The organism is Streptomyces sp. Ac-502 (assembly GCF_045222935.1).
GTDB classification, from domain to species: Bacteria; Actinomycetota; Actinomycetes; order Streptomycetales; family Streptomycetaceae; genus Streptomyces; species Streptomyces monomycini.
On record NZ_JBHFFO010000001.1, the window covers coordinates 2,985,468 to 3,009,843 of the forward strand.

The following is a 24,376-nucleotide window of genomic DNA, read 5'->3' on the forward strand; positions in this document are numbered from 1 at the left end:
ACACCCGCGCGCTTCGTAGACTGCCGGTCATGCGCAGCGCCTCCTCCGGGGACACCCCCGGGCCCCCGGCCGTCCGCCTGCCGTCGAGATCACCGGCCTGGTCAAGCGGTACGGGACCAAGACCGCGGTGGACGGTCTCGACCTCAGGGTGGAGGCGGGCTCGGTCACCGCCGTCCTCGGGCCCAACGGCGCCGGGAAGACCACCACCGTCGAGATCTGCGAGGGCTACCGCCGCCCCGACGCGGGCACCGTCCGCGTCCTGGGCCTGGACCCGGTCGCCGACGCCGCGGCGCTACGGCCCCGTATCGGCGTGATGCTCCAGTCCGGCGGCGTCTACGCGGGCGCCCGGGCGGAGGAGATGCTGCGGCACACCGCCGGCCTGCACGCGCACCCCGTCGACGTGGACCTGCTGATGGACCGGCTGGGTCTGGGCAGCTGCGGCCGTACGAACTACCGGCGGCTGTCCGGCGGCCAGCAGCAGCGGCTCGCGCTGGCCATGGCCGTCGTGGGCCGCCCCGAGCTGGTCTTCCTGGACGAGCCGACGGCCGGGCTGGACCCGCAGGCCCGGCACGCGACCTGGGACCTCGTACGGGAACTGCGCGCCGACGGCGTCAGCACCGTACTGACCACCCACTTCATGGACGAGGCCGAGCAGCTCGCCGACGACGTCGCGATCATCGACGGCGGGCGGGTGATCGCCCAGGGCAGCCCCGAGGAGCTGTGCAAGGGCGGCGCCGAGAACACCCTGCGCTTCACCGGGCGGCCCGGCCTCGACCTGAACGCGCTGCTCAAGGCGCTGCCGGCGGAGAGCGCCGCGGCCGAGCTGACGCCCGGCACGTACCGGGTGACGGGCACGATCGATCCGCAGCTGCTGGCGACCGTCGCCTCCTGGTGCGCGCAGCACGGCGTGCTGCCGGACGCCATAGCGGTCGAGCGGCACACCCTGGAGGACGTCTTCCTCGAACTGACCGGCAAGGAGCTGCGTTCATGACCGCCACCGGCACGACGGACGGGGGCGGCGCGGCCGGCACCGCCGGCACCTTCGCCCCCGGCCCGGCGCGGCGCCGCTGCCCCGGATGATCCGCGCGCAGGCCCTCCTCGAAACGAAGATGCTGCTGCGCAACGGCGAGCAGCTGCTGCTGACCGTCGTCATTCCGACGCTGCTGCTGGTGCTGTTCTCCGCCGTCGACATCGTCGACACGGGCGAGGGCAAGGCCGTCGACTTCCTGACACCCGGCATCCTGGCGCTGGCCGTGCTGTCCACCGCCTTCACCGGGCAGGCCATCGCGACCGGCTTCGAGCGCCGGTACGGGGTCCTGAAGCGGCTGGCCGCTTCGCCGCTGCCGCGCTGGGCGCTGATGACGGCGAAGACCTGTTCGGTGCTGGTGACCGAGATCCTCCAGGTCGTACTGCTGACGGTGATCGCGTTCGCGCTGGGCTGGTCCCCGCACGGCAATCCGCTGTCGGTGGTGCTGCTGCTCGTCCTCGGCACGGCGGCGTTCTCCGGCCTCGGCCTGCTGATGGCGGGCACGCTCAAGGCAGAGGCGACCCTGGCGGCGGCCAACCTCGTCTTCCTGCTGCTGCTGGTGGGCGGCGGCGTGATCGTGCCGCTGGACAAGTTCCCGGACGCGGCGCAGTCGGTGCTCGGGCTGCTGCCGATCTCCGCTCTGTCGGACGGCCTGCGGGACGTTCTCCAGCACGGCGCGGGCGTGCCGTGGGCCGACCTGGGCATTCTCGCGGTGTGGGCGGTGCTCGGGCTGGGCGCGGCGGCCAGGTTCTTCCGCTGGGAGTAGCGGCACTTCCGAGGGAGTGGCTGCTGGGAGCAGGCCGTCGGGAACGGGTGTGACCTGCGGTTGCGTAAGAGGCCCGCGCGTTGCCCACCCCCTCGTGAAACTTTGCACAAGCCGCCGCCTACGATGGCTGCGTGCCGAACACGTGGAACCCCTTTGAGCTGATCGCGCGCCGCTGGCAGCCCAGCGCCGCCTTCGTACGGCGGGCCGCGCTGGCCACCGTCGTGATGTCCGTCGTCATCGTCGTGACCGGCGGCGCCGTCCGGCTCACCCAGTCCGGGCTGGGCTGCTCGACCTGGCCCAAGTGCACCCCGGACAGCCTGACGCCGACCTCCGCGATGGGCATCAACGGCCTCATCGAGTTCGGCAACCGTCTGCTGACGTACGTGCTGTGCGCGTTCATCGGCGTGTTCATCATCGCGGCGCGGGCGCGCGCGCCCCGGCGCCGCTCGCTCACCCGGCTCGGCTGGGCGATGTTCTGGATCGTCATGGGCAACGCCGTCTGGGGCGGCATCGTCGTCCTGACCGGCCTGAACCCGTACCTCGTCGCCGCGCACTTCCTCCTCACCACCGCCCTGCTCACGGTCTCCGTGCTGGCCTGGCGGCGGGCCGCAGAGGGCGACGAGGCACCACGCGACCTGGTCGCGCGGCCGGTGCGCCAGCTCGCCGGGCTGCTGGTCCTGGCGACCGGCGCGCTCACCGTCATCGGCACGGTCGTCACCGGCGCCGGACCGCACGCGGGCGACGCCAAGAAGGTCCACCGCATCCCGGTGGACTGGCACGAGATCACCCAGCTGCACGTCGACTTCGTCTACATCGTCGTCGGTCTCTCGGTGGCCCTGTGGTTCACGCTGCGCGCCGTCAAGGCACCGGCCGCGCCGCGCCGCATGATGCTGGAGCTGTTCGGCTGCATCCTGCTCCAGGGCGTCATCGGCTACGTCCAGTACTTCGCGGGCCTGCCGGAGATCGTCGTCGGCCTGCACATGCTCGTCTCGACGCTGGTGTGGATCTGCGTGCTGCGCATCTACCTGGCGCTGCGCGACCGCGGCCCCGTACCGGCCGGTACGGGCGACTCCCCCGCCGACGGCGTCGGCACCGCCGCGGCCGCGAGCGCTGAGGTGCCCGCCCCCACCGCACCTCAGCCGGCCGCCGGCACCTCCTCCTCCAGCCGGTAGACACGGCGCGCGGTCCCGGACGCGACCATGGCGGCGATCCGCCCCGCGTCCGCCCGCGCGCACATGCCCTCCTCCGCCCACTCCCGTACGACCCGCTCGACGGCCCGTACGAAGAAGCGCGCGCCCGTCACGTACAGCTCGGGCAGCGCCCGTGCCCCTGTGGAGAACATCAGCTTGCCGAACGGGGCCTGCCTGAGCGTTTCCTCAGGGTCCGGCCCGGCGTCCGCGTAGACGTGCGGATGGACCGCGGCCAGCTGCGCCGCACGGCGGTGGTGCGGCGGCCGGGGCAGCAGCACCAGGTCCGTACCGATACCGGTGGTGGCCTGCAAGAATCCCGCCAGCGGCAGCGGGTCGGGACCGTGCAGCTGTACGGGTACGCCGGTGGCGACCGCGCTCCACAGCAGGTGCCGCAGCAGCGACGGCTCGGTCAGCCGCTCCCCCGGCCTGCGGCCCTGCAGCCACCGTTCGGCCGCGCGCCGCACCTCGGCCGCCTCGGGGGCGCGCCCCTCGCAGAAGGGGGCACCGGAGGCGAAGGCGGTGGCGTCCTGGGCGGCCGCGTAGATCGCTTCCGCCGTGTAGCCGACGAAGGAGCCGACGCTGCCGGAGGTGTCCGCGATCTGCTCGGCGAGCGGTTCGAGCCGTACGACCTCGTGGGCGCCCGCCTCCGCGGCGGCGGCCAGCTCACCGGCCGTGGTCAGCTCGCTGGGGGCGCCGGTCTCCAGCAGGAACGTTCCGATACCGGCGCCGCGCAGCAGCAGACGGCTCGCGTGGAAGGCGCCCAGCTCCCGCCTGCGGGCCAGATAGCGGGCGGGCGAGCAGTGCGCCTCCAGGCCCAGCAGGGGCGGGCACCAGCGGCGTACGCCGAGGCCGGTCCAGCTGTCGAAGAAGGTGGTGCCGGCCGGTGCTGGCCCGTGGCCGCCCGAGGCGGCGGCCAGATGCGCCTCGAAGGCGCCGAGCCCCAGGTCCCCGTGGAGCGCGCCGTGGCTGTGCTGGTCCACGAGCGGTGGCAGTCGGTCCATCCGCCCCTCCTCGCCGAATCCTCGCCGGAGCCGAAGGCGCCCGCGGCGCCGAAAGCCCACCCGGCGCGGCACGGACGCCGCCCCTGGTGGGCTCAACGGACGACGCGGCCGTCAGGTAGCGGGCCCGGCCCGGCCCCGGCCTCAGGGGTTGGCCGGTCCACCCACCTGGATGCCCGCCATCCGCGACCATTCGTACGGACCGGTGCGCACCTTGGCCGCCAGCTCGCCGTCGAACTCCTCGTGCAGGGTGACCCCGGCCCGCTCGGCCGCGGCCCGTGCGACGTCCTGCGTCCCGGCGACGAGGTTGCCCCACTGGCCGTCGGCGCCGACCAGCGCGATCCGGACGCTGCCGCGGGCGATGTGGGCGAGCTGGCCGTCGGCGCTGCCGCCGTGGGAGGCGGCGAACGCCGCGATGTCCTTGGCCAGCCGGGCGGTCCGCCGCTCGGCCCGCTTGTCCGCCCGGCCCGGCGCGGGCTGCCCGCCGGTCTGCTCGTCCGCCGCATCCGCCTGCTGAATGTCTGCCATGGACAGGATGCTACCCGTCGGTAATCAGCGGCGGAAGGCCCGCCCGGTACGCCGCGGGCCCGCCACGAACGGATCGTGACGGGCCCGGCGGACATCTCGGCGCAAGCTCCTACCAGCGCAGGAACGGGTCCACGGCGATGGCGACGAACAGCAGCGACACATAGGTGATCGACCAGTGGAACAGCCGCATCTCCTTCAGCTTGGCCCCGGTGATCCCGGCCTTGGCGCGGGCCTGGAGACCGTGCGCCTCCTTCAGCCAGAAGGCGCCGCAGAGCACCGCCACCACCGTGTAGAACCAGCCGGTGTAGCCGAGCGGCTGGAGCAGCAGCGACACCAGGACCATCACCCAGCTGTACGCCACGATCTGCCGCGCCACGGCCTTGTTGCCCGCGATGACCGGCAGCATCGGCACGCCGACCCGCTCGTAGTCGTCCTTGGCCTTCATCGACAGCGGCCAGTAGTGCGGCGGCGTCCAGAAGAAGATGACGAGGAAGAGGACGGCGGAGGCCCAGGAGACGGTGTTGGTCACCGCGGACCAGCCGATGAAGACCGGCATGCAGCCCGCGATGCCGCCCCAGACGATGTTCTGCGCGGTACGCCGCTTGAGGATCATCGTGTAGACGACGACGTAGAACAGCAGGGCCGCGAGCGACAGCACCGCCGACAGCGGGTTGACCAGGAACCAGAACCAGGCCGTCGAGCCGACCGCCAGCGCGGTCGCGAAGACCAGGCACTCGCGGGGCGAGACCATTCCGGTGACCAGCGGCCGCTGCGAGGTGCGGTCCATCAGGGCGTCGATGTCGCGGTCGATGTACATGTTGTACGCGGCCGCGCCGCCGGCGGAGAGATAGCCGCCCACACAGGTGGCCAGCACCAGCCAGAGGTCGGGGACGCCGCCGGCCGCCAGGAACATCACCGGCACCGTCGTCATGAGCAGCAGCTCGATGACGCGCGGCTTGGTCAGCGCCACGAACGCCTTGACACGGGCCCCGAACGGACGGTGACCTGAACCCTGCGGGCCCTGGGCTAGGTCCCCCGTAGCCTCAAGGGCACGGGAGGTGCCCCGACCGGCAGGACGGGATTCGACGGCCGTCACGCACACCCCTGGAAGTAACATCAGCGGCTTGCGCCGCGAAGATAAGGCCAGCAAGCGTTCCCGGCCGTGAAGACCCGGTTAAGGCTTGCGCGTACCACGCCACTTTAGACGTTGGCCATACGACGGCCTTCGCGGGGGTGGGGTCGTGTTGAGGGGGTACCGGGGGCAGCGGGGCCGTACCCCCGGCGAGTCCCTGGGCGTGCCGCGCCCCGGCCCCGGCACCTTTCGTGCCCCGCCGCCGCTGCGCACGGGCGCGCCCTCGCGGGCGCTTCGCCCGCCGTTCACACCGTTCAGGAGGCGAAGGCGGGCGCCGCCCGGCAGTCTGGAGTGGTGGCCGTCTCGTCCGGGGCGGGAATGTCCGGAGTCCGGATTTGGTTGCCTAAGGCGTCGAGTTTCCTCGGGTGAGCCGTCGACGCTCCGTCGAAAAGACGGCCGTGGATGCAGGGGTAGGCTCGACAACGCCCGGCGGACAAACCGTCCCCGGCATTCGACATGTGGAGAGGAGCCCTGACTCAGGGTGAGCACCAAGCCGACCACCACAGATTTCGAGTGGACCGACCTGGACCAGCGGGCCGTCGATACCGTCCGCGTCCTGGCCATGGATTCCGTGCAGAAGGTCGGTAACGGCCATCCGGGTACCGCCATGAGCCTCGCGCCGGCCGCTTACGTTCTCTTCCAGAAGCTGATGCGGCACGACCCGGCGGACGCGAAGTGGGCCGGCCGAGACCGGTTCGTCCTCTCCGCGGGCCACTCCAGCCTGACCCTCTACATCCAGCTCTACCTGGCCGGCTACGGCCTGGAGCTGGACGACCTGAAGTCCTTCCGCACCTGGGGCTCCAAGACCCCCGGCCACCCGGAGTACGGCCACACGGTCGGCGTGGAGACCACGACCGGCCCGCTCGGCCAGGGCGTCGCCAACGGCGTGGGCATGGCCATGGCCGCCCGCTACGAGCGCGGCCTGTTCGACCCGGAGGCGGCGCCCGGCACCTCGCCGTTCGACCACACCGTCTGGGTCATCGCCGGTGACGGCTGCCTCCAGGAAGGCGTCTCGGCCGAGGCCTCCTCGCTCGCGGGCCACCAGAAGCTCGGCAACCTCGTACTGCTGTGGGACGACAACCACATCTCCATCGAGGGCGACACCGAGACCGCGATCTCCGAGGACACGATCAAGCGCTACGAGTCGTACGGCTGGCACGTCCAGCGCGTCGACCAGCTGCCCAGCGGCGACCTCGACCCGGTCGGCCTGGCCAAGGCCCTGAAGGCGGCCCAGGAGGAGACCGAGCGTCCCTCGTTCATCGCGGCCCGCTCGATCATCGCCTGGCCCGCCCCGAACGCCCAGAACACCGAGGCCGCGCACGGCTCCGCGCTGGGTGCCGAAGAGGTCGCGGCCACCAAGAAGGTGCTGGGCTTCGACCCGGAGAAGTCCTTCGAGGTCTCCGACGAGGTCATCGAGCACACCCGCGCCGCCTGGAAGCGCGGCAGCGAGGCGCACGCCGCGTGGGACCAGGCCGTCGCCGCCTGGCGCGAGGCCAACCCGGAGCGCGCCGCCCAGTTCGACCGCATCCAGGCGGGCGAGCTGCCGGACGGCTGGGAGAAGGCGCTGCCCGCCTTCGAGACCGGCAAGGGCGTCGCCACCCGCGCCGCCTCCGGCAAGATCCTCCAGGCGCTGGGCGCGGTCGTGCCCGAGCTGTGGGGCGGCTCCGCCGACCTCGCCGGCTCGAACAACACCACGATCGACAAGAACTCGTCGTTCCTGCCCGAGGGCAACCCGCTGCCCGAGGCCAGCCCGTACGGCCGCACGGTCCACTACGGCATCCGCGAGCACGCCATGGGCTCGACCATGAACGGCATCGCCCTGCACGGCAACACCCGCATCTACGGCGGCACCTTCCTGGTGTTCTCCGACTACATGCGCCCCGCCGTCCGGCTCGCCGCGCTCATGCAGCTGCCGGTGACCTACGTGTGGACGCACGACTCCATCGGTCTCGGCGAGGACGGCCCGACCCACCAGCCGGTCGAGCACCTGTCCGCGCTGCGCGCCATCCCGGGCCTGAACATCGTCCGCCCGGCCGACGCCAACGAGACCGCCACCGCCTGGGCCGAGATCCTGCGCCGCCACCAGAGCAAGCCGGCGCCGCACGGCCTCGCGCTCACCCGCCAGGGCGTACCGACGTACGAGGCGAACCCCGCCGCGGCCAAGGGCGGCTACGTGCTGTTCGAGGCCGAGGGCGGCGAGCCGCAGGTCATCCTGATCGGCACCGGCTCCGAGGTGCAGCTCGCCGTCGAGGCGCGCGAGGCGCTGCAGGCCGAGGGCATCCCGACGCGCGTCGTCTCGATGCCGTCGGTCGAGTGGTTCGAGGAGCAGGACCAGGGGTACCGCGACAGCGTGCTGCTGCCGACGGTCAAGGCCCGGGTCGCGGTCGAGGCCGGCATCGGCCTGACCTGGCACCGCTACGTGGGCGACCGGGGCCGCATCGTCTCGCTGGAGCACTTCGGTGCCTCGGCGGACGCCAAGGTCCTCTTCCACGAGTTCGGCTTCACCGCCGACGCGGTCGCCACGGCGGCCCGGGAATCCCTCGCAGCGGCCCAGCGCTGACGCCCGTACACGATCAAGTAGGAGATGCAAACCCCATGACAGACGCACTCAAGCGCCTCTCCGACGAAGGCGTCGCGATCTGGCTGGACGACCTGTCCCGCAAGCGGATCACGTCCGGCAACCTGGCCGAGCTGATCGACCAGCAGCACGTCGTCGGTGTCACCACCAACCCGTCGATCTTCCAGAAGGCCATCTCGCAGGGCGACGGGTACGACACCCAGCTCACCGACCTCGCGGCCCGCAAGGTGACCGTCGAGGAAGCCATCCGGATGATCACCACGGCGGACGTCCGGGACGCGGCCGACATCCTGCGCCCGGTCTTCGACGCCACCGACGGCCAGGACGGCCGGGTCTCCATCGAGGTCGACCCGCGTCTGGCGCACGACACCCGCGCCACCGTCGCCGAGGCCAAGCAGCTGGCCTGGCTGGTGGACCGCCCCAACGCGCTCATCAAGATCCCGGCCACCAAGGCGGGCCTGCCGGCGATCACCGAGACGATCGCCCGGGGCATCAGCGTCAACGTCACGCTGATCTTCTCGCTGGAGCGCTACCGCGCGGTCATGGACGCCTACCTGGAGGGCCTGGAGAAGGCCAACGCCGCCGGCCTGGACCTGTCCAAGATCCACTCGGTGGCGTCCTTCTTCGTGTCCCGCGTGGACACCGAGACCGACAAGCGCCTGGACGCGATCGGCACCGACGAGGCCAAGGCCCTGAAGAGCAAGGCCGCCGTCGCCAACGCCCGCCTCGCCTACCAGGCGTACGAGGAGGTCTTCTCCTCGGACCGCTGGAACGCGCTGGACAAGGCGCACGCCAACAAGCAGCGTCCGCTGTGGGCCTCGACCGGCGTCAAGGACCCGTCGCTCAAGGACACCATGTACGTCGAGGAGCTGGTGGCGCCGAACACGGTCAACACCATGCCCGAGGCCACCCTGGAAGCCACCGGCGACCACGGCGAGATCTCCGGCGACAAGGTGCGCGGCAGCTACGAGCAGGCGCAGGCCGACCTCGACGCGCTGAAGAAGCTCGGCATCTCGTACGACGACGTCGTGCAGGTGCTGGAGGACGAGGGCGTCGAGAAGTTCGAGGCGTCCTGGAACGACCTGCTCAAGTCCACTGAGGCGGAGCTCAAGCGCCTCGCTCCTTCGGAGGGCTGACCCACCTTGTCCAGCAGCAATCCGCTGCGTGACGCCGCGGACCGACGGCTCCCGCGTATCGCGGGGCCGTCGGGCCTGGTCATCTTCGGCGTCACGGGCGATTTGTCCCGTAAAAAGCTGATGCCTGCCGTCTACGACCTGGCGAACCGCGGGCTGCTGCCGCCGGGCTTCTCCCTCATCGGCTTCGCCCGCCGCGAGTGGGAGCACCAGGACTTCGCGCAGGAGGTGTACGAGGCCGTCAAACAGCACTCCCGCACACCGTTCCGCGAAGAGGTCTGGCAGCAGCTCGTCCAGGGCTGCCGGTTCGTCCAGGGCAACTTCGACGACGACGAGGCCTTCGAGACCCTCAAGGACACCATCGAGGAACTCGACAAGGCCCAGGGCACCGGCGGCAACTTCGCCTTCTACCTGTCCGTACCGCCCAAGTTCTTCCCCACGGTCGTCCAGCAGCTCAAGAAGCACGGCCTGGCCGACCAGCAGGGCGACTGCTGGCGCCGCGCGGTCATCGAGAAGCCCTTCGGCCACGACCTGGCCAGCGCCCAGGAACTGAACCGCATCGTCCACGAGGTCTTCCCGCCCGAGTCGGTCTTCCGCATCGACCACTACCTGGGCAAGGAGACGGTCCAGAACATCCTGGCGCTGCGCTTCGCCAACACCCTCTTCGAGCCGCTCTGGAACCGGTCCTACGTCGACCACATCCAGATCACCATGGCCGAGGACATCGGCATCGGCGGCCGCGCGGGCTACTACGACGGCATCGGCGCCGCCCGTGACGTCATCCAGAACCACCTCCTCCAGCTGCTCGCGCTGACCGCCATGGAGGAGCCCGCCTCCTTCGACGCGGACGCGCTGGTCGCCGAGAAGACCAAGGTGCTCGGTGCCGTACGGCTCCCCGCCGACCTGGGCAAGGAGACCGTGCGCGCCCAGTACGCGGCCGGCTGGCAGGGCGGCGAGAAGGTCGTCGGCTACCTGGAGGAGGACGGCATCGACCCGAACTCCCGTACCGACACCTACGCCGCGATCAAGCTGGAGGTGGACAACCGCCGCTGGGCGGGCGTCCCCTTCTACCTGCGCACCGGCAAGCGCCTGGGCCGCCGCGTCACGGAGATCGCGGTCGTCTTCCAGCGCGCGCCGCACTCCCCTTCGACCACACCGCCACCGAAGAACTGGGCGCGAACGCCCTGGTCATCCGCGTCCAGCCGGACGAGGGCGTGACCATGCGCTTCGGGTCGAAGGTGCCCGGCACCTCCATGGAGGTACGGGACGTCTCGATGGACTTTGCCTACGGCGAGTCCTTCACCGAGTCCAGCCCGGAGGCGTACGAGCGCCTGATCCTGGACGTCCTGCTCGGTGACGCCAACCTCTTCCCGCGCGTCGAGGAGGTCGAGCAGTCCTGGCGGATTCTCGACCCGATCGAGGAGTACTGGGACGAGCACGGCAAGCCCGCGCAGTACACGGCCGGGACCTGGGGACCGGACGAGGCGGACGAAATGCTCGCACGAGACGGACGGAGCTGGCGTCGGCCATGAAGATCGATCTGACGGAAACCACGGCCAGCAAGGTCAACAAGGCGCTGGTCCAGGGCCGTCGTACCATCGGCACCCCCGCCATCGGCATGGTGCTCACCCTCGTCATCGTCACCGACGAGGAGAACGCCTACGACGCCCTGAAGGCCGCCAACGAGGCGTCCCGCGAGCACCCCTCGCGCACCCTCGTCGTCATCAAGCGCGTCAGCCGGTCGCCCCGCGACCGCGCCAAGGCCCGCCTGGACGCCGAAGTCCGCGTCGGCGCGGACGCCGGTACGGGTGAGACGGTCGTCCTGCGGCTCTACGGCGAGGCCATCAACCACGCCCAGTCCGTGGTCCTGCCGCTGCTCCTGCCGGACGCCCCGGTCGTCGTGTGGTGGCCGGTCAACGCCCCGGTGGACGCGGCACGCGACCCGCTCGGCGCGCTCGCCCAGCGGCGCGTCACCGACATGTACACCGCCGAGAACCCGATCCGGGAGCTGGCCGAGCGCGCCGACGCGTACTCGCCCGGCGACACGGACCTGTCCTGGACCCGCATCACGCCCTGGCGCTCGATGCTGGCCGCGGCGCTCGACCAGCTGCCCTGCAAGGTCGCCGAGGTCGAGGTCGAGGGCGAGGAGTTCAACCCCAGCGTCGAACTCCTCGGCATGTGGCTCGCGGACCGCCTCGGCGTCCCCGTCCGACGGCTCCTCTCGACCGGCCCTGGCCTGACCGCCGTCCGGATGGAGACCGACTGCGGCCCCGTCGCGCTCGACCGTGCGGACGGCTCGCTGGCCACGCTCTCCATGCAGGGCCAGCCCGACCGCAACGTCGCGCTCAAGCGGCGCGAGACCGCGGAACTCCTGGCGGAGGAACTGCGCCGGCTCGACCCGGACGACACGTACGCCTCGGCGCTGAAGTACGGCGTCGACCGGCTCGGCGAGCCGCAGCGGGCCCAGACCCCGCTGGCGGCGAGGGCGGCCGAGTCGTCCGACGAGCCGGTTCCCGCTGACGCGGCGGATCCGGCGAAGGCGGCGGACACCAAGTCCGAGGCGTCGGAGGGCTCCGAGCCCTCCGACACCAAGGCCAAGGCGCCCGCCAAGAAGTCCGCCTCCAAGAAGGCGGCCTCCAAGGCGGCATCCGAGTGAGCGCGCCGCAGGTCGTCGTCCACCGCGACAAGGAGCTGATGGCCAAGGCCGCGGCGGCCCGGCTGATCACGAAGATCGTGGACGCCCAGGCCGCCCGCGGCTCCGCCTCCGTCGTCCTGACGGGCGGCCGCAACGGCAACGGGCTGCTCGCGGCCCTGGCCGAGGCGCCCGCCCGGGACGCGGTGGACTGGTCGCGCCTCGACCTGTGGTGGGGCGACGAAAGGTTCCTTCCGGACGGCGACCCGGAGCGCAACTACACGCAGGCCCGTGAGGCCCTGCTGGACAGCGTTCCGGTGGACCCGGCGCGGGTGCACGTGATGGCCCCGTCCAACGGCCCGTACGGCAACGACGCGGACGCCGCGGCGGAGGCGTACGCGGTCGAGCTGGGCGCCGCGGCGGGCCCCGAGGACCACGGTCCCGTCCCGTCCTTCGACGTCCTCCTGCTGGGCGTCGGCCCGGACACCCACGTCGCGTCGCTCTTCCCCGAGCTGCCCGCCGTACGGGAGACGGAACGCCCGGTCGTCGCCGTCCACGGCGCCCCCAAGCCCCCGCCCACCCGCCTCTCCCTCACCCTGCCCGCGATCCGCGCGGCACGGGAGGTCTGGCTGCTCGCGGCGGGCGAGGACAAGGCGAAGGCCGCGGCGATGGCGCTCTCCGGCGCCGGGGAGATCCAGGCCCCGGCCGCGGGCGCGTACGGCCGCAGCCGCACGCTGTGGCTCCTGGACGAGGCGGCCGCCTCGCAACTGCCGCGCGGCCTGTACCCGCCGGCATCGGCCTGACACCGCCGTACACCGAACGGCCCCGTTCCCGGGTGGGAGCGGGGCCGTTCGGCGTGGTTTCCAACTGACCAAGAGGGTTTCGGCGCCTGGTGGGGGCTGGGCGCCGTGGCCGACTCATCGCCCGTACCGGGCGGCGCCTCCCGTACCGGGGTACGGGACCGGGCCTACAGACTTCGTCCTACGGCCCGCCCCCTCCCGCCGTACGGCGACGAACGGCCAGTGGGGGCAGACGTCCCCCCACCCACACCGCGAAAGCCGAACACGTACGGGAGGGTGCGGGACCGTAGGACGAAGTCTGTAGGGCCCGGGCCCGCCCCACGGTCGAGCCTCCCGCAGTCCGACGGAGTTTCGGCGCCCAGCGGCGGGCTGGAGTCCGTGGCCGACTGGCTGCCTGTACCGGGCGGCGCTCTCCTCGGTCCGAGCACGGGACCGGCCCTACAGACTTCGTCCTACGGTCCGGCCCCTCCCGTCGTACAGCGGCGGACGACCGGTGGGGGCAGGTGTCCCTCCCCCATGCCGCGGAAGCCGAAGACGTACGGGAGGGTGCGGGACCGGAGGACGAAGTCCGTAGGGCCCGGGCCCGCGCCGCTCCCCGCCGGGCCTCAGCCCGTCACGACCGTCGTTCCTGCTCCTGGCGGACCATCGCGTTGGCGAGGTGGCCGGGGTCCTGGAGGTCGCCGACGGCGACGCCCTCCACCTGTGTGTCGTGGGTGTCGTACCGGCCCAGGCCGTGTTCCTTGTCGCCCTGCACGGCTTCGAGGTGACGGGTCGCCACGTCGCGCTGTTCGGCCTCCGGGAGGCTCGTGAGCCATGCCCGGTTCTCCGGGGTGAGGAGGTCCAGGAAGCTCACCAGGATCCCCTCTTCCGCCGCCATCAGCGGCCCCGCATCGCGCGGTACGTGGCCACCAGGGACTTCGTCGAGGCGTCCAGGCCCTCGACGTCCGCGCCCTCGGTCAGCGCGGGCTCGACCCGCTTCGCGAGGATCTTGCCAAGTTCGACGCCCCACTGGTCGAAGGAGTCGATGTTCCAGATCGCGCCCTGGACGAAGACCTTGTGCTCGTACAGGGCGATGAGCTGACCGAGGACGGAGGGGCTCAGTTCCTCGGCCAGGATGGTGGTGGTGGGGCGGTTGCCCTCGAAGGTCTTGTGCGGGACCAGTTCCTCGGGCACGCCCTCGGCCCGTACCTCGTCCGGGGTCTTGCCGAAGGCCAGCGCCTGGCCCTGGGCGAAGAGGTTGGCCATCAGCAGGTCGTGCTGGGCCACCAGGCCGGACTGCAGGTCCTCGACCGGCTTGGCGAAGCCGATGAGGTCGGCGGGGATGAGCTTCGTGCCCTGGTGGAGGAGCTGGTAGTACGCGTGCTGACCGTTGGTGCCGGGTGTGCCCCACACGACGGGGCCGGTCTGCCAGTGCACCGGGTTGCCCTCGCGGTCCACGGACTTGCCGTTGGACTCCATGTCGAGCTGCTGGAGGTACGCGGTGAACTTGGAGAGGTAGTGGCTGTACGGCAGGACCGCGTGCGACTGGGCGTCCCAGAAGTTGCCGTACCAGACGCCCAGGAGGCCGAGCAGGAGCGGCACGTTCTCCTCGGCGGGGGCGCAGCGGAAGTGCTCGTCGACGAGGTGGAAACCGGCCAGCATCTCGCGGAACCGCTCCGGGCCGATCGCGATCATGAGCGAGAGGCCGATCGCGGAGTCGTAGGAGTAACGGCCGCCGACCCAGTCCCAGAACTCGAACATGTTGTCGGTGTCGATACCGAAGTCGGCGACCTTCTCGGCGTTGGTCGACAGCGCGACGAAGTGCTTGGCCACCGCGTCCTCGCCGGCCCGCAGGCCGGTCAGCAGCCAGTCGCGGGCGGAGGTGGCGTTGGTGATCGTCTCGATGGTGGTGAAGGTCTTCGAGGCGACGATGAAGAGCGTCTCCGCGGGGTCGAGGTCGCGGACGGCCTCGTGCAGGTCCGCGCCGTCCACGTTGGAGACGAAGCGGAACTGCATGTCGCGGTGGGAGTAGGCGCGCAGAGCCTCGTACGCCATCGCCGGGCCCAGGTCGGAGCCGCCGATACCGATGTTGACGACCGTCTTGATGCGCTTGCCGGTGTGGCCCTTCCACTCGCCCGAGCGCACCCGGTCGGTGAAGATCTGCATCTTGCGGAGCACGGCGTGCACGGCGGGGGCGACGTTCTCGCCGTCGACCTCGACGGTGGCGGACTCGGGGGCGCGCAGCGCGGTGTGCAGCACGGCCCGGTTCTCGGTGACGTTGATCCTGTCGCCGCGGAACATCGCGTCCCGCAGTTCGGCGACGCCCCGGGCCGCGGCCAGCTCGCGCAGCAGGCGCAGCGTCTCGTCGGTGACCAGGTGTTTGGAGTAGTCCAGGTGCAGGTCGCCGACCTTGAGGGTGTAGCGTCCGGCGCGCTCCGGGTCCTGGTCGAACAGCTCGCGCAGTCGCACCTCCCCGAGCTGTTCCCGGTGCTTGTTCAGCGCGGTCCACTCAGGCGTCTGGTCGAGCCTGTTGCGGCCTTCTGCGTTCATCTCGGACATCAGCCTTCTTCTTCTCGTACCGGCCCCGCCGTCTCCCAACCTAATTGATCAGGGAGCGGGATGAGGTGTCCCCCCGCTGTCGGCCGCCCCAGCGAACCGTTTCAGCACCTCCGCCGGTACCCGGCCGACCGGCCGGATACGCGGACGGCCCGGCCGGGAGGGCGTCGTCCCTCCGGCCGGGCCGGTCGTGTGGTGTGTGCTGGTCCGTCAGATCTCTCCGCGCAGCTTGGCGAGGGCCTCGGCGAGGATCGCCTCGCCGTCGGCGTCGCTCCGGCGCTCCCGGACGTACGCGAGGTGCGTCTTGTACGGTTCGGTGCGCGGCGGGTCCGGCGGGTTGTCCCGGTCCTTGCCTGCCGGGAAGCCGCAGCGCGGGCAGTCCCAGGTGTCAGGAATCTGCGCGTCGCCGGCGAAGCTGGGCTGAGTCTCGTGCCCGTTCGAGCACCAGAAGGAGATGCGGATGCGCGGCGCGGACTCGCCTCGCTCGGCCTCCCCCATCGGCCCCGCCCCGACCCGACTTCCTCGGATCGCGTTGCCACTTGCCACGGTTGTAACTCCCTGCGTAATGGTGCTGCGAAGCATCGAACAGCAGTCGCGCTGCGAGCGCCCCAGTCTACGTAAGGCCCAACGCGCGTCCAGTGACAGGAGTTACACCCCCACCGAGGACGCCGCCCTCATGATAGGCCGCGTCCTCGACAGTTCGTCAGCTGTCCAGCTTCATCAGGACGCCGAGTACGACGATGCAGGCGAACCAGAACAGGGCGATCACGATGGTGATGCGGTCCAGGTTGCGCTCCGCGACGGAGGAACCGCCGACCGAGGACTGCATGCCGCCGCCGAACATGTCGGACAGGCCGCCGCCCTTCCCCTTGTGCATGAGCACCAGCATCATCAGCAGCAGGCTGAAGACGATGAGGGCTACCGAGAACCCGATGACCACGGCTGGACCAACTCTCTAGGACTGACGGACGGGACGTACCGAAGAAGATCGAATGGTACGGGGCCGGGCGGCGCGCATGGCACCGGGCCCGGCCCCGACAGGGTACGACGGGCCTGGCCCGTCGTCATAGCTGCTACTGGTCGCGGAACCGGACGATCTTGACGAACTCGTCCACGTCCAGCGCCGCGCCGCCGATCAGGGCGCCGTCCACGTCCGGCTGCGCCATGATCGCGGCGACGTTGCCGGACTTCACCGAGCCGCCGTACTGGATGCGGACCTTGTCGGCCAGCTCCTGGCTGTACAGCTCGGCGAGGCGGCGGCGGATCGCGCCGCAGACCTCCTGCGCGTCCTCGGGCGTGGCGACCTCGCCGGTGCCGATGGCCCACACGGGCTCGTAGGCGATGACGATGGTTTCGGCCTGCTCGGCCGGCACGTCCTTCAGGCCGCCGTCGACCTGGGCGAGGGTGTGCGCGACCTGGTTGCCGGCCTTGCGGACGTCCAGGCCCTCGCCGACGCACAGGATCGGGGTGATGCCGTGCTGGAAGGCGGCCTTGACCTTGGCGTTGCAGATCTCTTCGTTCTCGCCGTGGTACTGGCGGCGCTCGCTGTGCCCGACGGCCACGTAGCTGCACTTGAGCTTGGCCAGCATGCCGCCGGAGATCTCACCGGTGTACGCGCCGGAGTCGTGCGCCGAGAGGTCCTGGGCGCCGTACTTGATCTTGAGCTTGTCGCCGTCGACCAGCGTCTGCACCGAACGCAGGTCGGTGAAGGGCGGCAGGACCGCGACCTCGGTGGCCTCGTAGTCCTTGTCGGCGAGTGCGAAGGCGAGCTTCTGGACGTGTGCGATGGCCTCAAGGTGGTTGAGGTTCATCTTCCAGTTGCCCGCCATCAGCGGGGTACGGTCAGTCACGGTTCTTCAGTCCTCCAGAGCGGCAAGGCCGGGGAGCGTCTTGCCTTCGAGGTATTCGAGGCTGGCGCCGCCGCCGGTCGAGATGTGGCCGAAAGCATTTTCGTCGAAGCCGAGCGAGCGCACGGCGGCGGCCGAGTCGCCGCCGCCGACGACGGTGAAGCCGTCGCAGTTCAGCAGGGCCCGCGCGATGGCGGTGGTGCCGCCGGCGTAGTCGGGGTGCTCGGCGACGCCGACCGGGCCGTTCCAGAAGACGGTCTCGGCGTCGGCGATCTTCGAGGCGAACAGCTCGCGGGTCTTCGGGCCGATGTCCAGGCCCTCCTTGTCGGAGGGGATGCTGTCGGCGTCGACCGTGACGAAGTCGGCCTTGGCCTTCGTCTTCAGGTCGGGGAAGTCGGCCGAGGCCAGGATGTCGACCGGCAGGACCAGCTCGACGCCGTTCTTCTCGGCGCGCTCCATGTACTCGGTCACCTTCGGGATCTGGTCCTCCTGAAGGAGGGAGATGCCGACCTCGTAGCCCTTGGCCTTGAGGAAGGTGTACGCCATGCCGCCGCCGATCAGCAGCCGGTCGGCCTTGCCGAGCAGCTCGTCGATGACGGCGAGCTTGTCGGAGACCTTGGCGCCGCCGAGCACGACCACGTAGGGGCGCTTGACGTCCTCGGTGAGCTTCTTCAGGACGGTGACCTCGGCGGCGATCAGGTCGCCCGCGGCGTGCGGCAGGCGGGCCGGCAGGTCGTAGACGGAGGCGTGCTTGCGGTGCACGGCGCCGAAGCCGTCACCGACGTACACGTCCGCGAGGTCCGCGAGCTGGTCCGCGAAGGCGCCGCGCTCGGCGTCGTCCTTGCTGGTCTCGCCCGGGTTGAAGCGCAGGTTCTCCAGGACGGCGACCTCGCCCTCCCCGAGCCCGGCGACGACGGAGCGGGCGGACTCGCCGACCGTGTCGGTGGCGAAGGCGACCTCGCGGCCGATCAGCTCACCGAGGCGCTCGGCGGCCGGGCGCAGCGAGAAGGCCGGGTCGGGGGCGCCCTTGGGACGGCCCAGGTGGGAGGCGACGATCACCTTGGCGCCGAGCTGCGCGAGCTTGGCGATCGTCGGCTGGACGGCGCGGATGCGGCCGTCGTCGGTGATGCTGGTGCCGTCCAGCGGCACATTGAGGTCCGCGCGGACGAAGACCCGCTTGCCGGACAGCCCGTCCTGGGCGAGATCGTCGATCGTCTTCATGCGAAGTGACTCCGTTGCGTAGGTCGGTCATGGGAGGGGGCCCGTACGGCGCTTCGGTGCGCCCTACGAGCCCCTTCCGCACATCTACGTGCCCTGGCCTTGATCAGGCAGGTGTCAGAGCTGGCCGCCGACGAAGGTGGTCAGGTCCACCAGGCGGTTGGAGTAGCCCCACTCGTTGTCGTACCAGCCGATGACCTTGACGCTCTTGCCCTGCGCCATCGTCAGGGAGGAGTCGAAGGTGCAGGAGGCCGGCCAGTTGACGATGTCCGAGGAGACGATCGGGTCCTCGGTGTACTCCAGGATGCCCTTGAGCTGGCCCTCGGCCGCCTTCTGGAAGGCGGCGTTGATCTCGTCCTTGGTGACCTCGCGCTCCAGCTCGATGACCAGGTCGGTCACGGAGCCGGTGGGGACCGGGACGCGCATGGCGATGCCGTCCAGCTTGCCCTCCAGCTGCGGGAGGACCAGCGCGGTGGCCTTGGCGGCGCCCGTCGTGGTCGGGATGATGTTCTCCGCGGCGGCGCGGGCGCGGCGCAGGTCCGAGTGCGGGAAGTCCAGGATGCGCTGGTCGTTGGTGTACGCGTGGACGGTCGTCATCAGGCCCTTGACGATGCCGAAGTTCTCGTCGAGAACCTTGGCCATCGGCGCCACGCAGTTGGTGGTGCAGGAGGCGTTGGAGATGACGTGGTGGTTGGCCGCGTCGTACTTGTCCTGGTTGACGCCCATCACGATCGTGATGTCCTCGCCCTTGGCGGGCGCGGAGATCAGGACCTTCTTGGCGCCGGCCTGAATGTGCTTCTCGGCGTCGGCCTTCTTGGTGAAGATGCCGGTCGACTCGATGACGATGTCGGCGCCCAGCTCGCCCCAGGGCAGGTTGGCGGGGTCGCGCTCGGCCATCGTCTTGAAGGTCTGCTTGCCGACCGTGATGGTGTCGTCGGTGTGGCTGACGTCGTGCTTCAGACGACCCAGGATGGTGTCGTACTTCAGCAGGTGAACCAGGGTGGCGTTGTCGGTCAGGTCGTTGACACCGACGATCTCGATGTCCGCACCCTGCTCCAGGAGCGCGCGGAAGTAGTTGCGACCAATGCGGCCGAATCCGTTGATGCCTACGCGGATCGTCACGAACCGATCTCCTCGTTGGTGCGCCGGTGCAGTACCGGCGAGCTGTATGGGATGTCCCCGACCGCCTCCGACCCTACCCCCAATACGAGACGTACGTGACATTGACAGGGGCGGTCCGGGCCCACTCTGGGGCCACGGGCCGCCCTGTTCGCCGAGAGAGTAGGGCGCGGTCAGCCGTCGAGGGCCTTGAGCGCCGCGCCGGTCAGTTCCGCCCGTTCCGCGGCGGTCTGTACATGCTCCAGGCCGAAGCCCAGCAGGACGGTGTCCCGCGTGGTCACCGCGCCGGCGGCCCGGAACAGTTCCTTGGAGCGGGCCCAGTCGCCCGTGGCGGGCGGGCTGCCGGCGGGCGGCCCGGGAACGGCCCAGGGCCCGAGCGAGGTCTCGAAGCCCTCCAGCGGCTCGCCGCCGGTACCGGTGGTGAGCCTGGTGTTGTCCACGAAGACGCCGCGGCCGCCGGTGCTGGGGTCGGTGACGTAGGAGAGCGCCAGCTCGACACGCTGCCCGGCGTAGGCGGACAGGTCGACGGCGACCGGCCGCCAGCCGTCCGAGGCGCCGGTGAAGCGGTGCCACGCTCCGGTGGTGCCGGTGTTGCGGCACTCGGTGCCGGTGCGGGTCAGGTAGTGCTGGAGGAAGGGATGCGCGGCCAGGTAGTAGCCCGCCCCGCACTCGGCGGGCACGTCGGTGCGGGTGCCGCCGTTCGCGTCGGGCAGCGTCGTCCAGTCGTCCCGGCCCACGGTGTGCGCCTCGACGACGGCGTTGTCGTACCCGTCCTCGGTGTCGTGGCTGAGCATGAACTGGAGGGTGGGCCGGTCGGCCGCGGTCACGCCGGTCAGGTCCACGGTCCGGGACAGCCGCATCCAGGAGGAGTCGCGGTGCTGTGCGGCGGCGAACCAGTCGCCCTCGTACGGCTGGAACGGCGTCCGTACTCCCGGGTAGTCGCCGGCCGCGGCGCTGGCGAACTGGGGGAACGTGGCCGGCGGCAGCTCGTCGGAGATCACCGAGTGGGCGCCCGCGGAGTCCAGCGGGTTGCCCGGCGCGTCGCCGAGCTTCACCTCCGCGCCGGCCAGCTTGCCGGCGCCCTTGAAGGCGGGCGGGTTCTTGACGGGGACGCGGCTGCCGGCACCCAGGTAGTACTGGCTGAAGTCGTCGGTCACGGCCCGGCCGACCACGGCGGTGCCGCCCGCTTGCTCACCCGCGGCGAGCAGCTTGCCGCCCTCGTTGAGGTAGTCGCGTACGGCCAGCAGGGTGGCGCCGCCCGGACGGCCCGCTCCGGTGTACCAGACGACGTTGTCGAAGTGGCTCAGGACACCGAGCGCGTCCGGGGCACCCTGTCGGGCGACGTCCCAGACCGCGGCGCGGTGGCCGTTCGCGGCGAGCGCCTTGGTGTAGGCGGCGGTGTGCTGCGCGGGGGTGGTGCCGCCCTCCTCGGCGAGGACGAGGGTGTCGGCGCGCGGCCGCTCGGCGACGGTGTAGGTGAAAGGTTCACTCTTGGTGGTCTTGCCGTCGCGCGTACGACCGGAGAACCACACCTCGACCTTGTCCCCCGGATCGGCCCCTTCGACGGACGCCCGGTACTGGTCGAAGTGGAGGTTGTCCTCGCCCCCGTAGGTCTCACCGCCCTTCCACGCCTCCAGCTCTTCCGTGTGCCGGCGGCCGCCGTTGACGCGGTAGTTCAGCTCCTTGTCCCGTACGGACTTGCGCGCCGTGACGGCGACTTCCTGGTCCTCGCCGCGGGCGTAGGAGGCGGTGAAGGCGTGCGGGGTGAAGTCCGGCGCCTTCATCCCCACGGACGAGACGGGCTGGTCGGGGCGCCGGGCGCTCTCGGCGACGGAGAGCGCGAAGGGGATGTTCTTCTCGAACTCCGCCTGGATGAGCTTCTCGGAGTCGGGGAAGTTGAAGACGGACTGGCAGTCGGCGGCGTTCCACTCGTCGTCCGGGTCGGCGTTGGAGACCGTCTGACAGGTCGACATCTCCGGGGTGAACATGGGAATGCCGTTGACGTTGGACGCGTGGCCGTCGGCCTCACCGTTGGTGATGTACAACTCGGAGGAGACCTGCGGGCGGTAGCCGGGGATCGCCGGCTTCTCAGGCGTGCCGGCCAGCGCCCGGTAGAGGACGTCGTCCGGAGTGGGCGTGGCCACCTGCCAGCCGACGCCGTACAGGATCAACTCGGCGGCGGAGTGGTAGTTGATGGCGTACCGGAAACCGATGCGCTTCTCGAAGGCGTCCAGCGCCTTGGTCTCGGGCTCGGAGACGGCGGCCGGGCCGCGGTAGGTCTCACCCGCCGGGTTCGGGGACGAACCCTCGTTGTCGTAGCCCCACTTGTAGGAGAAGTTCCGGTTGAGGTCGACGCCGTCGCCGGGCGTGATCCTGCCGTCGCCGTTGTTGTCCCGCAGGTTCTTGCGCCACAGCCGGCTCTGCGGGCTCTCGAAGGTGTAGTCGTAACCGTCCGGGTTGGCGGAGAGCACGAACCACAGCTCGGTGGTGTCGAGAATCCTGGTCAGCCGCGGATCCTTGCCGTACCCGGCCAGGTAGTACCGCATCAGCCGGCGGGTCATCTCAGGAGTGATCCACTCCCGGGCGTGCTGGTTGGACAGGTACAGCACCGCGGGCTTGGCACCGTCCCCGATCTTGTCGGCGTTCTTGGTGAGCTTCAGGGCCATGATGTCGCGGCCCTTGACGGTCTTGCCGATGCTGACGACCTTGGCGAGGTCGCGGTGGTGCCGCGCGGTGTCGATCATCTCCTTCATCAGGCCGTTGGCACCCAGGTACGGACGGAAGACCCCGTCCCCCTGGGCCTTGAGCCTGCGCTGCGTCTCCGCCGACACGATCTTGCGCGTCAGCGCCACGCCCTGTCGGCGCAGCCCGGCGGCCTGCCCGGCGGAGAGGTACACCTCGACCTCCGCCTTACCGGCGCTCGGCACCTGCGCGGTCAGCTCGTGGCCGTCCACCCCCGCCTTGAGCAGCAGCGGCACCTGCGCCTTGGTGACCTCGGCCGTCCAGACCCCGGCCGCGTCCCGCCCCGCCCCGTCCTCCGCCCGTGCCTGCGCCTGCGCGGCCGGCACCGCCACCACCCCTCCCAGCAGCAACGCCGCCGCCGCGAGTAAGGATCTCGCCCTGCGTCTCATGAGCCCCCCTTGCCGTCGTCCTTCTCGTGAATAGGCGTTCGACAGACTGGTCACGCTGCATGATCATGTCAATACGGGGTGTGGCGGATGGCAGAGGTGTGGCCGAGAAGCTCCCGGAGACGTCGCACCACCGTGCGCTGCGCGCACCCGCGCGATTCACAGGAAGCGACCGTCGGCCAGGTAGGGCGCCGGGCCGGGCAGGCCGCGGACGGCGATGTAGCCCTCCTGGCCGATGGCCAGCCCCGCGGCGAGACCGACGTCGACCGCCCACTCGTTGGGGGCGGTGATGCAGTTGACGAGGATACGGCCGTCCGACGCGGCCAGCGCCTCCCACAGCAGCCGCTGCGCGGTGTCGGCACGCCCGGCGGCCAGGTGGAGCGAGAACCCGGCGAGCCGGTACCGGCGGGTGGCGCCGGGCCTGCGCCCGCTTCCGCTACCACCGCGACTCGGCAGCCGTCCGGGTCCGTGCCCAGGTATCAGCGCATCAGGTCGGTCCACCGCCGAGCAGCGGCGACGGACCGCAACTCCGGCTCCGGGGCACTGACCCTGCGATCACGCCGATCGGCATCCAGAAACGTCAGCGCCGAGGCCCGCTCCACCGCCGGAAGATCCTCTTCGCGCATCGGCCTGATCCGTACCGCGTCCATCACCTCAGGCCAGACAGCGGCCGCCCAGGGGCGCACATGCTTTCCCGGGCCGCGAGCGGACCTGCGGCCTGGTCCCTCCCGTACGCGTCAGGCTGACACGTACCCGGGATGGCGGGCACCTGCCCCCACCGGTCGATGCTCGCCCTACAACGGAAGGGGCCGGGCCGCAGGACGAAGTCCGGAGGGCCGGTCCCGTGACTCGGAACAGCGAGCGCCACCCGACGCGGCCAGCCAGTCGGCCACCGAGCCCGACCCGCCATCGGGCGCCGAAACTCCGTCGTACCGCGGGAGGCTCGAAGGCGGCGCGGGCCCGGGCCCTACAGACTTCGTCCTACGGTCCCGCACCCTCCCGTACGCGGTCGGCTGTCACGTACGAGGGTGGGGGGGACGCCTGCCCCCACCGGCCGTCCGCCGCCGTACGACCGGAGGGGCCGGACCGTAGGACGAAGTCTGTAGGCCCGGTCCCGTGCCCGGACCGAGGAGATCGCCACCCGGCACCGGCAGCCAGTCGGCCACGGACCCCAGCCCGCCATCGGGCGCCGAAACTCCGCCGTCCCGCGGGAGGCTCGAAGGCGGCGCGGGCCCGGGCCCTACAGACTTCGTCCTACGGTCCCGCACCCTCCCGTACGCGATCGGCTGTCACGTACGAGGGTGGGGGGGGACGCCTGCCCCCACCGGCCATCGGACGCTGTACGACGGGAGGGGTCGGACCGTAGGACGAAGTCTGTAGGGCCGGTCCCGTGCCCGGACCGAGGAGAGCGCCGCCCGGTACAAGCAGCCAGTCGGCTACGGAGCCCAGCCCGCCGCTGGGCGCCGAAACTCCGTCGGACTGCGGGCAGCTCGACCGTGGGGCGGGCCCGGGCCCTCCAGACTTCGTCCTCCGGTCCCGCACCCTCCCGTACGCGGTCGGCTTTCGCGGTGTGGGTGGGGGGACGTCTGCCCCCACCGGCCGTTCGTCGCCGTACGGCGGGAGGGGGCGGGCCGTAGGACGAAGTCTGGAGGCCCGGTCACGTACCCCGGTACGGGAGGCGCCGCCCGGTACGGGCGATGAGTCGGCCACGGCGCCCAGCCCGCCACCGGGCAACGAAACCCCTA

At 71.0% G+C, this 24,376-nt stretch carries 19 protein-coding genes and 1 pseudogene; 8 read left to right on the forward strand and 12 right to left on the reverse strand.

Annotation, left to right across the window (positions count from 1 at the left end; translation table 11 throughout):
• The first annotated feature begins 88 nt into the window (after positions 1-88).
• From ACEXOX_RS13535 to ACEXOX_RS13545, 3 genes are all read left to right on the forward strand, one after another.
• The gene (locus tag ACEXOX_RS13535) at positions 89-991 is read left to right on the forward strand and encodes an ABC transporter ATP-binding protein (RefSeq protein ID WP_406526332.1); all 903 of its coding nucleotides are present in this window, start codon (positions 89-91) and stop codon (positions 989-991) included.
• 85 nt (positions 992-1,076) lie between these two features.
• On the forward strand, positions 1,077-1,793 hold the full coding sequence (locus ACEXOX_RS13540) for an ABC transporter permease (RefSeq protein ID WP_406520790.1): 717 nt from the start codon (positions 1,077-1,079) through the stop codon (positions 1,791-1,793).
• Positions 1,794-1,924: 131 nt separating this feature from the next.
• On the forward strand, positions 1,925-2,965 hold the full coding sequence (locus ACEXOX_RS13545; protein ID WP_406520792.1) for a COX15/CtaA family protein: 1,041 nt from the start codon (positions 1,925-1,927) through the stop codon (positions 2,963-2,965).
• Here ACEXOX_RS13545 and ACEXOX_RS13550 read toward each other — a convergent pair.
• From ACEXOX_RS13550 to ACEXOX_RS13560, 3 genes are all read right to left on the reverse strand, one after another.
• On the reverse strand, positions 2,929-3,984 hold the full coding sequence (locus tag ACEXOX_RS13550) for an amidohydrolase (RefSeq protein ID WP_406520793.1): 1,056 nt from the start codon (positions 3,982-3,984) through the stop codon (positions 2,929-2,931). The genes ACEXOX_RS13545 and ACEXOX_RS13550 overlap by 37 nt on opposite strands.
• Before the next feature lie 141 nt (positions 3,985-4,125).
• Entirely contained in the window at positions 4,126-4,509 is a 384-nt protein-coding gene (locus ACEXOX_RS13555; RefSeq protein ID WP_406520795.1) for a hypothetical protein, read from the reverse strand.
• A gap of 109 nt (positions 4,510-4,618) precedes the next feature.
• Positions 4,619-5,605 carry a heme o synthase gene (locus ACEXOX_RS13560; RefSeq protein ID WP_406520797.1) on the reverse strand — a complete coding sequence of 329 codons (987 nt, stop codon included), beginning with the start codon at positions 5,603-5,605 and terminating at the stop codon, positions 4,619-4,621.
• A gap of 517 nt (positions 5,606-6,122) precedes the next feature.
• On the opposite strand from ACEXOX_RS13560, the gene tkt reads away from it, so the two are divergent.
• The 5 genes and pseudogenes from tkt (at position 6,123) to pgl (ending at position 12,787) form a co-directional block, all read left to right on the forward strand.
• Positions 6,123-8,201, forward strand: a complete 2,079-nt coding sequence (tkt, locus tag ACEXOX_RS13565) for a transketolase (RefSeq protein WP_406520799.1) — start codon at positions 6,123-6,125, stop codon at positions 8,199-8,201.
• A 35-nt stretch (positions 8,202-8,236) separates the two neighbouring features.
• The gene (tal, locus tag ACEXOX_RS13570; RefSeq protein WP_406520801.1) at positions 8,237-9,355 is read left to right on the forward strand and encodes a transaldolase; all 1,119 of its coding nucleotides are present in this window, start codon (positions 8,237-8,239) and stop codon (positions 9,353-9,355) included.
• Positions 9,356-9,361: 6 nt separating this feature from the next.
• Positions 9,362-10,884, forward strand: a pseudogene (gene zwf / locus ACEXOX_RS13575) (glucose-6-phosphate dehydrogenase).
• Positions 10,881-12,008, forward strand: coding sequence for a glucose-6-phosphate dehydrogenase assembly protein OpcA (opcA, locus tag ACEXOX_RS13580; protein ID WP_406520803.1), 1,128 nt, complete (start codon positions 10,881-10,883; stop codon positions 12,006-12,008). Before zwf ends, opcA begins: the two are co-directional and overlap by 4 nt.
• The gene (pgl, locus tag ACEXOX_RS13585; RefSeq protein WP_031007103.1) at positions 12,005-12,787 is read left to right on the forward strand and encodes a 6-phosphogluconolactonase; all 783 of its coding nucleotides are present in this window, start codon (positions 12,005-12,007) and stop codon (positions 12,785-12,787) included. The genes opcA and pgl overlap by 4 nt, the downstream gene beginning before the upstream one ends.
• A gap of 610 nt (positions 12,788-13,397) precedes the next feature.
• Here pgl and ACEXOX_RS13590 read toward each other — a convergent pair.
• From ACEXOX_RS13590 to ACEXOX_RS13630, 9 genes are all read right to left on the reverse strand, one after another.
• The gene (locus ACEXOX_RS13590) at positions 13,398-13,661 is read right to left on the reverse strand and encodes a hypothetical protein (RefSeq protein WP_406520804.1); all 264 of its coding nucleotides are present in this window, start codon (positions 13,659-13,661) and stop codon (positions 13,398-13,400) included.
• On the reverse strand, positions 13,661-15,313 hold the full coding sequence (gene pgi / locus ACEXOX_RS13595; RefSeq protein ID WP_406526333.1) for a glucose-6-phosphate isomerase: 1,653 nt from the start codon (positions 15,311-15,313) through the stop codon (positions 13,661-13,663). Before pgi ends, ACEXOX_RS13590 begins: the two co-directional genes overlap by 1 nt.
• A gap of 216 nt (positions 15,314-15,529) precedes the next feature.
• Positions 15,530-15,865: an RNA polymerase-binding protein RbpA gene (locus ACEXOX_RS13600; RefSeq protein WP_003986538.1), complete on the reverse strand. Its 336-nt coding sequence runs from the start codon at positions 15,863-15,865 to the stop codon at positions 15,530-15,532.
• Between the two features lie 157 nt (positions 15,866-16,022).
• On the reverse strand, positions 16,023-16,259 hold the full coding sequence (secG, locus tag ACEXOX_RS13605; RefSeq protein WP_030017964.1) for a preprotein translocase subunit SecG: 237 nt from the start codon (positions 16,257-16,259) through the stop codon (positions 16,023-16,025).
• Positions 16,260-16,392: 133 nt separating this feature from the next.
• Positions 16,393-17,169: a triose-phosphate isomerase gene (gene tpiA, locus ACEXOX_RS13610; protein WP_406520807.1), complete on the reverse strand. Its 777-nt coding sequence runs from the start codon at positions 17,167-17,169 to the stop codon at positions 16,393-16,395.
• 6 nt (positions 17,170-17,175) lie between these two features.
• A complete protein-coding gene (locus ACEXOX_RS13615; protein ID WP_406520809.1) occupies positions 17,176-18,387 on the reverse strand; it encodes a phosphoglycerate kinase in 1,212 nt (403 codons plus the stop codon).
• A 114-nt stretch (positions 18,388-18,501) separates the two neighbouring features.
• Positions 18,502-19,506, reverse strand: a complete 1,005-nt coding sequence (gap, locus tag ACEXOX_RS13620) for a type I glyceraldehyde-3-phosphate dehydrogenase (RefSeq protein WP_030017967.1) — start codon at positions 19,504-19,506, stop codon at positions 18,502-18,504.
• Between the two features lie 170 nt (positions 19,507-19,676).
• Positions 19,677-22,634 carry a M14 family zinc carboxypeptidase gene (locus ACEXOX_RS13625; protein ID WP_406520811.1) on the reverse strand — a complete coding sequence of 986 codons (2,958 nt, stop codon included), beginning with the start codon at positions 22,632-22,634 and terminating at the stop codon, positions 19,677-19,679.
• A gap of 156 nt (positions 22,635-22,790) precedes the next feature.
• Positions 22,791-23,132 (reverse strand): hypothetical protein, encoded by a 342-nt coding sequence (locus tag ACEXOX_RS13630; RefSeq protein WP_406520813.1) that lies wholly within the window; start codon positions 23,130-23,132, stop codon positions 22,791-22,793.
• Between the last annotated feature and the right edge of the window lie 1,244 nt (positions 23,133-24,376).